The sequence below is a fragment of the Algoriphagus sp. genome (assembly GCF_013373065.1).
Taxonomy (GTDB): Bacteria; Bacteroidota; Bacteroidia; order Cytophagales; family Cyclobacteriaceae; genus Algoriphagus.
In genome coordinates this window covers 1-12,109 of sequence record NZ_JABXIN010000013.1, presented here as the reverse complement: position 1 = coordinate 12,109, position 12,109 = coordinate 1, and the positions used below count along the sequence as shown (strand labels likewise).

The 12,109-nt window shown below is 42.2% G+C and carries 12 protein-coding genes and 1 tRNA gene; 3 read left to right on the top strand and 10 right to left on the bottom strand.

The window, feature by feature from the left end; translation table 11 throughout:
• Window positions 1–27: 27 nt before the first annotated feature.
• Window positions 28–870, bottom strand: a complete 843-nt coding sequence (locus HWE15_RS08950; RefSeq protein WP_290507181.1) for a fumarylacetoacetate hydrolase family protein — start codon at window positions 868–870, stop codon at window positions 28–30.
• 14 nt (window positions 871–884) lie between these two features.
• Entirely contained in the window at window positions 885–1,244 is a 360-nt protein-coding gene (locus HWE15_RS08945; protein WP_290507180.1) for a DUF1304 domain-containing protein, read from the bottom strand.
• Between the two features lie 101 nt (window positions 1,245–1,345).
• Between HWE15_RS08945 and HWE15_RS08940 the strand changes: the two genes are divergently transcribed.
• On the top strand, window positions 1,346–2,722 hold the full coding sequence (locus HWE15_RS08940; protein WP_290507179.1) for a tRNA/rRNA cytosine-C5-methylase: 1,377 nt from the start codon (window positions 1,346–1,348) through the stop codon (window positions 2,720–2,722).
• On the opposite strand, the gene HWE15_RS08935 is transcribed toward HWE15_RS08940, so the two are convergent.
• The 7 genes from HWE15_RS08935 to dapF form a co-directional block, all read right to left on the bottom strand.
• The gene (locus tag HWE15_RS08935) at window positions 2,723–3,190 is read right to left on the bottom strand and encodes a response regulator transcription factor (RefSeq protein ID WP_290507178.1); all 468 of its coding nucleotides are present in this window, start codon (window positions 3,188–3,190) and stop codon (window positions 2,723–2,725) included. It lies immediately after the preceding gene.
• The gene (locus HWE15_RS08930; protein ID WP_290507177.1) at window positions 3,178–3,372 is read right to left on the bottom strand and encodes a hypothetical protein; all 195 of its coding nucleotides are present in this window, start codon (window positions 3,370–3,372) and stop codon (window positions 3,178–3,180) included. Before HWE15_RS08930 ends, HWE15_RS08935 begins: the two co-directional genes overlap by 13 nt.
• A gap of 111 nt (window positions 3,373–3,483) precedes the next feature.
• Window positions 3,484–4,257, bottom strand: a complete 774-nt coding sequence (locus HWE15_RS08925; RefSeq protein ID WP_290507176.1) for a S1/P1 nuclease — start codon at window positions 4,255–4,257, stop codon at window positions 3,484–3,486.
• 58 nt (window positions 4,258–4,315) lie between these two features.
• Window positions 4,316–5,506: a M20 family metallopeptidase gene (locus HWE15_RS08920; protein WP_290507175.1), complete on the bottom strand. Its 1,191-nt coding sequence runs from the start codon at window positions 5,504–5,506 to the stop codon at window positions 4,316–4,318.
• A complete protein-coding gene (locus HWE15_RS08915; RefSeq protein ID WP_290507174.1) occupies window positions 5,487–6,026 on the bottom strand; it encodes a hypothetical protein in 540 nt (179 codons plus the stop codon). Before HWE15_RS08915 ends, HWE15_RS08920 begins: the two co-directional genes overlap by 20 nt.
• 3 nt (window positions 6,027–6,029) lie before the next feature.
• Complete coding sequence (gene secA / locus HWE15_RS08910) at window positions 6,030–9,410, bottom strand: preprotein translocase subunit SecA (RefSeq protein WP_290507173.1); 3,381 nt, start codon at window positions 9,408–9,410, stop codon at window positions 6,030–6,032.
• Between the two features lie 97 nt (window positions 9,411–9,507).
• Complete coding sequence (gene dapF / locus HWE15_RS08905) at window positions 9,508–10,281, bottom strand: diaminopimelate epimerase (protein ID WP_290507172.1); 774 nt, start codon at window positions 10,279–10,281, stop codon at window positions 9,508–9,510.
• 176 nt (window positions 10,282–10,457) lie between these two features.
• On the opposite strand from dapF, the gene HWE15_RS08900 reads away from it, so the two are divergent.
• Complete coding sequence (locus HWE15_RS08900; RefSeq protein ID WP_290507171.1) at window positions 10,458–11,216, top strand: superoxide dismutase; 759 nt, start codon at window positions 10,458–10,460, stop codon at window positions 11,214–11,216.
• Window positions 11,217–11,299: 83 nt separating this feature from the next.
• On the top strand, window positions 11,300–11,767 hold the full coding sequence (locus HWE15_RS08895) for a nucleoside triphosphate pyrophosphohydrolase family protein (RefSeq protein WP_290507170.1): 468 nt from the start codon (window positions 11,300–11,302) through the stop codon (window positions 11,765–11,767).
• A 176-nt stretch (window positions 11,768–11,943) separates the two neighbouring features.
• On the opposite strand, the gene HWE15_RS08890 is transcribed toward HWE15_RS08895, so the two are convergent.
• Window positions 11,944–12,027 (bottom strand) — tRNA-Leu (locus HWE15_RS08890).
• Window positions 12,028–12,109: the final 82 nt, after the last annotated feature.

The window sequence follows — 12,109 nt, the reverse complement described above, 5'->3', positions numbered from 1 at the left end:
ATAGCATCTGGAATTCGCTACTGTTTTTTATATTTTTTCCACCGCATTGGTCAACGTACCAATTCCCGAAATACTAATTTTTACCAAGTCAGCTGCTTGTAGGGTAAAATCATCCGGAACAATTCCAGTACCTGTCATTAAAAAACATCCATTAGGAAATGTGTTTGCGCGAAACAACCAGTCCGCTAATTCCTGTGGTTTACGTTTTAATTGTGTCAAATCAGTTTTTCCGCTTGCAACTTGCTTCCCGTTACGTTCAATCACTAGCTCAATGGCTGTAGATGGATCCAACTCATCTTGAATCAGAAGGCAAGGACCAATGGATGCACAGCCTTGGTAAACCTTCGCTTGAGGCAAATAGAGCGGGTTTTCTCCTTCAATGCTCCGACTACTCATATCATTCCCTATCGTGAAACCCTGAATTTTTCCCGATGGCGAAATCAACAGCGTCAACTCAGGTTCTGGTACATCCCATGTAGAATCCTGGCGGATATTCACTGCCTCTCCAGGATTAGAAACTCTTGAGGCGGTTGCTTTGAAAAATAGCTCGGGGCGGTCTGCTGCATAAACCTTATCATAAAAGTCAGCACCACCTGCATCCTTGGATTCTTCCATTCGAGCTGTTCGGCTTCGATAGTAAGTAACTCCCGCTGCCCATATTTCTTGATTTCCCATGGGTGCCATCAAGCCCGATTCTTGAATTTCTCGGGCCCGATCAGAGGATATCTTTTCCCAATTTTTAATTACTGACTTTAGATATTCCTTTAAATTTTCCTTAGCCAATAACTGATCCCAGTTATAGTTTGGGCCTAAATAATTTTGATCTGAATCACACAAAAGAGTGCCTAGAGCGGTTTTATACAGTTTCATATCGAATAGCTTGTTTACTGCAAATGAAGAAGAATTAATCCCAAAATAGCAGGAAAAGCTTGTACCCAAAAAATCTTTTTACTGACGGTAAGGGCACCAAAAATTCCTGCAATAGCCACACAGGCCAGAAAAAAATGAGAAACAGGACCTGAAACCTCTGGATTTTTTGACCAGATTGACCATAGCAAGCCTGCAGCCAAGAATCCATTATAAAGGCCTTGGTTAGCTGCAAGTGATTTAGTGGTTTGGAAAAAATCCTTTTTCCCACCAAAAACCTTACGACCCAGTGTAGTCCAAGCCACACTTTCCATCCAAAAAAAGAAGATATGAAGCAGGGCAATAGTACCAATCAAGATTTTTAAAAAGATTTCCATACCAAGAATTTGATTTGCAGGAAGTTAGATATTTCCAGAGAAGATCGAAACAGGCAATTCAGAAAAAAGCCCCAATTTTAAGTCGAAGAATCTTGGAAGCCATGAGCGAGATAACTATTCATCCGGAATTTCAAAAGCGAATGAATCTTCTACTGGGAGAGGTAGAATATCAGGAGTTTGAAATGGCCCTACAGGAAGATTCTTTAACGAGCATCCGGCTAAACCCTTTCAAAATTTCGACTTGCCCTTTTGAAGGAAACCCTATTCCATGGTCCTCGAATGGGTTTACCTTAAAGAAACGGCCAGGATTTACCTTGGATCCTCTTTTTCATGCGGGGGCATACTATGTCCAGGAAGCTTCATCCATGTTTATTTCGGAGATCCTCCGCCAGCTTCAAGTTCCGAAAGGAATCTTTTTGGATTTGGCGGCTGCACCCGGAGGAAAATCCACCCTTCTTTCTACTTACCTCGCGCAGGAAGGCCTTTTGGTTGCCAATGAAGTTATCCAAAGCAGAAATCAGATTTTAAAGGAGAATTTGATCAAATGGGGTTTGGGAAATACCATAGTCACCAATAACGATCCGGCACATTTTCAAGAACTAGAAGGATTTTTTGATCTGGTTTTGATTGATGCTCCCTGCTCAGGTGAAGGAATGTTTCGGAAAGATCCTGAAGCCCGAAATGAATGGAGTCCTGACCACGTCAAGCTATGTGCAGGACGGCAACAGCGAATTTTGGATCAAGTTGGCGGCTTGGTAAAAGGAGGCGGTTATCTCATTTACAGTACCTGCACCTTCAATGAGCAGGAAAATGAAGAAATGATACGCTTTCTAGTTTCAGAGTTTGCTTACGAACCTGTTCGGATGGAATTAGACCCAAAGTGGAAAATTGAAGAATCTTCCATTCCAACGGAGGAAGGAACATTTTTTGGATACCGTTTTTATCCACATCGGGTGCCGGGTGAAGGATTTTTCATTTCAGTTTTGAAGCGACCCAATGATGCCTACAATCAGGAGCCTAAAAAGAAAAAAGACTTTAAGCATCCATTTTTGAAGATGGTGGATGAAAAAACCTGCCAGACTTTAGATGAAGAATTGGGCTTTGAAAACAGCCAATATTACCTTTTAAACGATTCCTATTTTCGGTTTCCAAGTATGTGGAAAACTCATTTTGAGCAAATTCTCCAAAGTTTAAATATCCGATATTTTGGAACTGAAATCGGCAAAAAACAGAAAGAGGAATGGATTCCTTCTCATGATTGGGCTGTATCCATTTTGCCTAAAAAAGACTTTTCAAACCAAGAAATTTCTGAGAATGAGGCATTGGAATTTTTGAGAAAAAATGATCTTGAATTGACACTGGAAAAAGTAGGATGGGTGCTTTTGACTTATCAAAAGCTCCCGCTGGGATGGGTAAAAAACCTCGGTAACCGTGTCAATAACTACTACCCAAAGGAATGGAGAATTCGGAATCTTTAATCATCCTTCAATGATCCGATTTTTAATGGCTTTCTGAACGGCCTCCATCTTATTGTGCACTTGGAGTTTACTGTAAATATTCTCAATGTGCTTTCGAACCGTCTTGGGTGAAATGAATAAATTTTCACCAATTTGATTGTAGCTCAACCCTTTTGCGATTTGCTCCAAAATTTCTGTCTCCCGATTTGTAAGGGAAATTTCCTCTTTAGGTTCTTCAAACTGGGGTGGATTCCGAAGAAGTTTTAGTGTTTTCAAAGCAATACTTGGGGACCTGGCCGCACCGCCGTCGAGAGTGTCCAAAATTCCTTGAAATAACTCTAGAGGAGAAACTTCCTTGAGAAAATACCCACTCGCTCCCGCTTGGATGGCTTTGAAAATATTTTCATCATTATCAAAAACAGTCAACATGATTGTCTTGATTTGAGGATAGCGCCGCGTTACTTCGGATACAGCGGTTATCCCATCCATTTTGGCATTTCGATATCCATTAAAATCAATTGGACATTCGAGTCTTCCTCCAATTTTTTCAATAATTCCTCGCCATTGAAAGCATGGAATTTCAGATTCAATTCTGGATAAAAGGAAATTTTCTCTTTGACCGCTTTTAATAAAAATGAATTGTCTTCAGCAATAGCCAATTTGATCGCCATACCCCACTAAAATTCAGTTAAACAAATCCTATTTAAGAAACTGAATTCAATGTAAAAAAAATGACCGGTAGCGCTAAACATCTACCGGTCAAAATCTTATAGAAAAAGAAGTTATTCGTAAATCTCTTCCAAAATCTGAGCTAGCCGAACGCTTGCTGCAATCATTCGCTCCTCCGCGATGTGAAAATTCTCATACATATAAGCATAGCTGATTCGGCGGCTTTCCGGCAAGTTGTAAACATCTCCACGTAAACTTACTGCTTCTTTTAGCCAATCTTCCATGGACGCAGACCGATATTTTGCCTGAAGTTCCGGCGTGATTCTTCGAAAGAGTTCATCACCCAATTCAGAATAGCTCATGCCCTGCCGATCAATCATTCCACTATCCCACAAAGCATGAAGGTTGGTGGGTTGTCCAAAAAACTCGATTTTCACATCATTACCTCCTCGGTCCTCTCCTGTACCCACATGAAGTGGCTGATGGATATCCTCCACCATATGAATGAGCATTTTGAGCTTCTCAGATTCTTCTTTAGCAGATAGGCCGCCAGCTTTCAATTCACTTTTCAGTCGATTGATCGCCTCGTACGCATCTCCAGTTTTTTCCTGAATAGTTGGATCATATTCACCATTTTTGCTGGTGAGATAATGCCAAGTGGTCGCATAATCATAGGCTCGATCTGATCGAATCTCATCCATCCAGGTTCCACTTCTTCCCAAGGACATGGGGTCCAAAACTTTTTCTACTTTTTTGAGAACAGATTTCTTCATCTGCTTTTCGGCCATGTATCCGATTAAATAATGACCCAATTGGCCCCAAGCAAAAGCCTGTGAAACAAATAAGGTAAGGATCAAGGATAGTAAAAACTGTTTAAATGCTTTCATAGGTGATCATTTACTCACAAAACTAGGAGCAGAGTTTTATAAATAGGTTATCCAAGTATTATGCTTGCTGTAATTCTGAAACTGCCAACCAGGCCATCAATCCGGCTCCTATTTCTAAGGCATCCTCATCAATATCAAATGTCGGTGTATGAACTCCCGAAACAATTCCTTTTGCTTCATTGCGGGTTCCAAGCCGATAAAAACATCCATTGATTTCCTGGGAGTAATAAGCAAAGTCCTCAGCAGCCATCCAAATATCCAAATCCAAGACATTTTCTTCCCCTAAATACTCTTTGGCAGCGTCTGTTGCTCTTGCAGTCAATTCCGGGTCATTTTGGAGAAATGGATACCCTTTCCGGATTTCAAAATCCAATTTTCCTCCCATCCCTTCTACCAATCCATGTGCGATCTGCAACATTTTCTGATGGGCAGCTGCTCTCCATTCTTCATTCAAAGTCCGGAAAGTACCCTGAATTTTAACCTCATTCGGGATCACATTGGTTGCGCCCAAAGCCTCCACTCGGCCAAAAGATAGAACAGAAGGAATTTTAGGGTTGGCTGCACGGCTTACCACTTGTTGTAATGCGACGATGAGATGCGAAGCAATCAAAACCGGATCAATCAAGGTTTCCGGCATGGCACCATGACCTCCTTTTCCTTTTACAGTGAGATACAGTTCATCCGCACTGGCCATGTAGATTCCTTGACGAAAGCCTACTTTTCCAGCAGGAATGAAAGGCATCACATGCTGGCCAATAATTCCGGATGGTTTGGGGTTTTGAAGAGCTCCATCACGGATCATGAATGAGGCTCCCCCCGGGGCCACCTCTTCTCCCGGCTGAAACAACAATTTTATTGTTCCTTCAAATTGATCCCGAACTTCATACAAAATCTTGGCAGCACCTAATAAAGAAGCCGTATGAGCATCATGCCCACAAGCATGCATGACTCCCGGATTTTGAGATTTATAGGGAACTTCGTTAGCCTCAACAATCGGAAGTGCATCCATATCCGCTCGAAGCGCAATGACCTTTTTTGTAGGGTTTTCCCCTTCAATCAAGGCCGTCCATCCGGTATCGGCTTTGGATTCGATTTGGTTAATACCGATTTCCTGGAGTTTTTCTTTTACAAATTGAGCGGTTTGAAACTCCTTGTAGGAAAGCTCCGGATTCGCATGAAGATGACGTCTATTGGAAATGACTTCTTCTTTATACGATTGGGCTAGGGACTTAATTTTCTCCTTCAGCATTGTTTGTTTGGCTTGGTAAGGTAAAGTCCTTACGTTGAATGCGATCTCTGATTATCCTTGCTGATGGGAAGAGACTTTTGATTTCATAAAGTACTTTCAGGGCCTCCACTTTATATCCATATCTTCCGACTTTGAGAAGATACCGAGGCTGCTCGTATTGCATCTCTGCATTAATTTCGGGAAAAGCCTCGGCCATTTCCTCCTGTGTTTTGAAGGCTTCATCCCTGTTCAATCCAGAATACACTAATACTCTAAACCCGTTAAAATATGGCTCAGATGTGTTTTTTTCGTATTCCAGACGGCCTAATTCTGCTAGTTTGGAATCAATGGCCTGAGGAGATTCTTCGAGTGGAATAGCAGGAATCGCTTCTAATTGTTCTTTATAATCCGGATAGGAAGGAAGACTTGAACTCAAATCCTCCTGATAGTTTGCAAAGCTTTCTGCACTACTGACCACAGTCTTGCTAGAAGTGCAAGAAAAACCAAGAATTACGAACGCCAATATCCAGATTCTACGCATTTCTTAATCTTCAATAATTACACACTTTCCTTCATGGATATCCTGTTCCACACTTTTGAACTTGACGTCTTTTTTGGTGGAGCCATCATTGTATTGTACAGAAATGCGATCATTTCTACCGTAGGTTTTTTCAGATTTTCGAGGAGCAACAACCTGAGGGGCAGGTCTTCCTGCGGTAGCAGCTGCTGCTGCAGCTCGATTCGCTCCCGGATTGAGGGTACTTCCAGCCTCCGCCTTCGATGCCTGAACATTTGGTTCAGAAGTACGCGGTGCCTGAGCTTGTTGCACTTGGGCAGGATCCTGCTTCGGTAATTCCGCTCTGGTAAGGAAGGAAATCATATCCTCATTCAATTTGCCAATGAAACGTTTGAACATTTCAAAAGCTTCGAATTTATAGATCAACAAAGGATCCTTTTGCTCATAAACCGCATTTTGTACCGACTGCTTCAAATCATCCATGTCCCGAAGGTGCTCTTTCCAGTTTTGGTCGATGATCGCCAGGGTTACGCTTTTCTCTAGCGAACGGATTAATTCCCGGCCTTCGGACTCAAGCATTTTTTCCAAATTCACTACCACACCAATCTGCTTAATTCCATCAGAAATTGGCACCATGATGTCTTTTACAGTAGCACCTCGCTCATCCTGAACTCGCTGAAGAACTGGCAAGGCTGTTTGAAGAATTCGCTGATTTTTCTGCTGATAATTTTTAAATGCGGCTTCGTACAATTCCTGAGTCAATACCCCTGCATCTTTGGATTTCAAATCCCCATCTGAGATTTGATAATCCAAACCAAGCGAAGTGAAAATATTCATTCGAAGGTTTTCCGCATCTTCGGTTGATTTGGCCATTTCGATGATGCTTTCTGCTACATCATACATGATGTTCAGAATATCCAACTCCAATCGCTCCCCTTTCAGGGCATTTCGACGACGGCGATAAACCACTTCCCGCTGAGAGTTCATCACGTCATCATATTCAAGTAGACGCTTTCGGGTACCGAAGTTGTTTTCCTCAACCTTACGCTGCGCACGTTCAATTGATTTGGTAATCATGCTGTGCTGGATCACTTCTCCTTCTTCCAGCCCCATTCGATCCATCAGTTTGGCGATTCTATCGGAACCAAAAAGACGCATCAAGGAATCTTCCAAAGACACAAAGAATTGAGATGATCCCACATCACCCTGACGACCGGATCGACCTCGTAGCTGTCGGTCTACTCGACGTGATTCATGGCGTTCTGTACCAATGATGGCTAGTCCACCTGCTGCTCTGGATTCAGCTGTAAGTTTGATATCTGTACCACGACCTGCCATGTTCGTTGCAATGGTCACGGTACCTGGCTTTCCAGCTTCCGCAACAACTTCCGCTTCCCGGGCATGTTGCTTCGCATTCAATACTTGATGAGGGATTTTCTTCAAAGTCAGCATTCGGCTCAGCACCTCCGAAATTTCCACAGACGTAGTACCCACCAATACCGGTCTGCCCTGAGCCACCAATTCATTGATTTCGTCTACTACTGCATTAAACTTCTCACGGACTGTTTTATATACTTTATCCTCCTTGTCCTGACGAAGAATAGGCTTATTGGTAGGAATAACTACCACATCAAGCTTGTAGATTTCCCAAAACTCTCCAGCTTCCGTTTCCGCTGTACCAGTCATACCGGCAAGCTTATGATACATTCTGAAGTAATTTTGAAGTGTAATGGTAGCGTAGGTCTGCGTTGCATCCTCCACTTTCACATTTTCCTTCGCTTCAATTGCCTGGTGCAAACCGTCTGAATAACGGCGACCTTCCATCACACGCCCTGTTTGTTCATCGACGATCTTCACCTTTCCATCAACGATGATATACTCGGTGTCCCGCTCAAACATACAATATGCTTTCAAAAGCTGATTGACTGTGTGGATACGTTGCGCCTTGACACTATAATCCTTGATGACCTCTTCTTTTCGGATGAGCTTTTCTTTATCCTCTATCGATTCATCTTTCTCAAGTTCGGCGATCACCATCCCGATATCCGGAAGAATAAAGAAATTAGGATCTTCATTTTTTGAAGTCAGAGTTTCAATTCCCCGGTCTGTCAAATCCACCACATTACTTTTTTCATCGATGGTGAAAAGTAGCGGTTCATCCGCTTCCGGCATATTTCGCTTGTTATCCTGCAGGTAGTAGTTTTCGGTTTTTTGCAAAATCACCCGAATGCCTGGCTCGGATAGGTATTTAATCAAAGGCTTGTATTTCGGCATTCCGCGATAGGCGCGGAAAAGAGCCAAACCACCTTCTTTTTCATCACCTTCAGCAATTTGTCTTTTTGCTGTTGTCAAAAATCCCTGAACCAACTTCCGCTGTTCATCTACCAAGGTGGACACACGAGGTTTCATTTGTTCAAACTCATGCACATCTCCTCGTGGAACAGGCCCAGAAATAATCAATGGCGTTCTAGCATCGTCAATTAATACAGAGTCCACCTCATCAACCATGGCAAAGTGATGCTTTCCTTGTACCAAATCCGAAGCATCCCGGGCCATATTATCCCGGAGGTAGTCAAAACCAAATTCGTTATTGGTACCATAAACAATATCGCATTGGTAGGCTTTCTTTCTTCCCAGGGAATTGGGTTGGTATTTATCAATACAATCCACAGAAAGGCCATGAAATTCAAAAAGTGGCGCATTCCATTCGGAATCACGCTTCGCTAGGTAATCATTGACCGTTACGATGTGTACACCTCGTCCAGCAAGTGCATTAAGGTAAGCAGGAAGAGTAGATACCAATGTTTTACCTTCTCCTGTCGCCATCTCGGCAATTTTACCAGAGTGTAATACCATACCCCCAATCAACTGCACGTCATAATGGACCATATCCCATACGACCTCGCTTCCGGCAGCCTCCCAGCGATTGTGCCAAATGGCTTGTTCGCCGTCAATTTCCACATTCGGCTTTCGGGCAGCTAGTTCTTTATCTTTAATGGTGGCATTCACCACTAGTTTACCGTTCTCTTTGAAACGACGGGCAGTTTCTTTCACTACTGCAAATGCTTGCGGCATTACCTGCTCCAATACTTCCTCGAGAGCTTTGTCCCTGTTTTTTTCGATTTCTTCGATTTGGGAAAACAGTTGGTCCTTTTGGTGAATGGCATCGGCAGGCAAGGATTCTACCTCAGAGCGAAGGCTTTCGATTTTTTCATCATAATCCTTCAAATAAGCATTTACTTTATCTTTGATTTCGGAAGTCTGGGCTCGGAGTTCTTCGTCACTTAATTTGGCTAATCCTGCAAAAATCTGATTTGTTTCCTTAACCTTGGGAAGTAACTCTTTAATATCTCGATCGGACTTAGTGCCGAAAACTTTTGCTATTCCTTTTGCAATAAAATCTAACATCTTTCTTTTCTTATGCTACTTGCGGGCCTAAAATTAAGCCCTTTTTATTAGAATTGATAATTGGCTTTAAAAGCCTGATGAGTATTCGAAAAACAGATTAAAGACTGATTTTCCCATGAAAAACCTGCTCGGCAGGTCCAATCAACCAAACGGTCTCAAAATCACCTTGGGGACCTTTTTCAAATCGAACGGACAAGTTGCCTCCTAAGGTTTGAATTTTGACCTCTCCTGCATCTTTTTCTTGGGCAAAAGCCAAAGCCGCAGCCGTCACTCCTGTTCCACAGGAAAGGGTTTCATTTTCTACCCCTCGTTCATAAGTGCGTACAAATAGCTCCTGATCCGAAATTGCTTTTACAAAATTCACATTTGTACCAGCAGGGGCATACGTCTCTGCATAACGGATTTTCTTACCTTCCTCAAAAACCGGATAATTCTCGATTTCGGAAACAAATCGAATGTGATGCGGAGATCCTGTATTTACAAAACAGTCAGACCCTTTCGGGTCTACACCCGAAACCTTACCCATTTTTAATTCTACTTGCTTGTCATTGAGAACTGAATCGTGAGGCCCATCAATGGCAAGAAAATGCGTCTTGCCTTGAATAATTCCCAAAAAACCTGCAAAAGCAACTGCACATCGGGCCCCATTCCCACACATGCTTTGGCTTCCATCTGCATTGAAATAAATCATCTCAAAATCAAAATCGGGATGATTTCTAATAACGATAAGGCCATCTGAACCGATACCGAACTTGCGATCACAAAGCTGCTTTACCCATGAAATATCGTGCAGATTCAGCTTTTCTTCACGGTCATCCACCATGACAAAGTCATTTCCGGTTCCTTGATATTTATAAAATGTAATTTCCATTGCTATCGAATCTATGGGCTTTGTTTCAAAAACTTCTCCAAGAGAGTTTTATCCTTATAAACTTTAACATCTTGTCACAGTTTCAGACTATATGTCCGATTCCAATTCTAATTTCGACAGATAATCCTTAATTTCAGCATCTCATTTGTATGATCATCTTAAGAATCTAATACCCTATGGATAATTTAAATTTCAACCTTTCACGAAGAGCATTTTTGTCAAATAGCAGCAAAGCCGGCCTAGCTTTAAGTTTGGGGGGCACCGCCATTTTAAGTGCTTGTGCAGGGGATGCAAAGGGTGATTCGCAGGCTATCTTAGCCACTAGCTTTACCCAAACTCCTTTGGCATTTGACTTTTCTGCGTTGGAGCCTCATATCGATGCTATGACCATGGAAATCCATTATACAAAACATGCTGCAGGCTATGCTAGAAATTTAGAGGCGGCAATTAGCGAGGAAAATGTCGATACCAACAAACCGTTGGAAGAAGTTTTAGGGAAAATTTCTCAATACTCTACTAAAATGCGCAATAATGGCGGGGGGCATTACAACCATGAATTGTTTTGGAAAATCATGACTCCAGACGCCGCCGAAAGACCGGAAGGAGCACTTGCTGCAGCCATCAATGAATCATTTGGAAGTTTTGAAACCTTTGCCGAACAATTCGAGACTGCTGCCAAAACTCGATTTGGATCAGGTTGGGCTTGGTTGGTAGTGGGAGAAGACAAAAAATTGGCAGTGGGCTCTACCCCAAATCAAGACAATCCATTGATGGATATTTCGGATTTCAAAGGAACGCCACTTTTAGGTCTTGATGTTTGGGAACATGCCTATTACCTGCATTATCAAAATAGGCGAGCGGATTATGTTTCTGCATTCTGGAATATCATCAATTGGAAAACGGTAGCAGAGCGATTTGCTGCAGCATCCATGTAAAACTATCGAGACTTCGAAGCAAAAAAGGCCGGGTTTTCCGGTCTTTTTTGTTTAATTCGATTTTCGAAAAGAATAATTAATCTATGCAAGATCCAAAATCCCTTACTTCCGTTGCTTTGTTTCATGAGACCTTCAAACATCCTGTATTGAAAGAGCCTACCATTCCTTCCGATACTAGATGTAATCTCAGGGTTTCTCTTTTAGCTGAAGAATTGAGAGAACTAGAGGAAGCGATTGAGAATAAGGACTTGGTAGAAATCGCTGATGCTCTCTGTGATTTACAATATGTATTGTCGGGTGCGATCCTAGAGTTTGGACTAGGAGAAAAATTCAAAGCCCTATTTGACGAGGTTCAACGCTCTAATATGAGCAAAGCCTGTAAAACGGAACAGGAGGCCAAAGCAACAGTAGCACATTACGAAGCCAAAGGAACTCCTTGTTTTTATGAAAAAGAGGGCGATTTGTATTTGGTCTTTAGAGAAGGAGATCATAAGACCTTAAAATCGGTCAACTATTCTCCAGCTGATTTAAAAGGAATTATTGAAAAATAATTGCCAAACCCAAAAAAATTTAAGAGGCTCTCTCAAAAATTTTCGTCATTGCGAACGGAGTGAAGCAATCTTCCTTGATTTATTTTAAATCAAAATTGAGATCGCTTCGTTTCACTCGCGATTACGAAACCAACGACTTTTAATACAAAAAGCCCCGCATTGCTGCGAGGCTTCTGTACCAGGAGCGGGACTTGAACCCGCACGCCCAAATGGGCACAAGATTTTAAGTCTTGCGTGTCTACCAATTCCACCATCCCGGCTTCACTCCGGCATATGCCTGAGCTACTTGTGACTTGAAACAAGAAAGCCCTTTTTTCAAGGGCTTGATCTGAGCGAGAGACG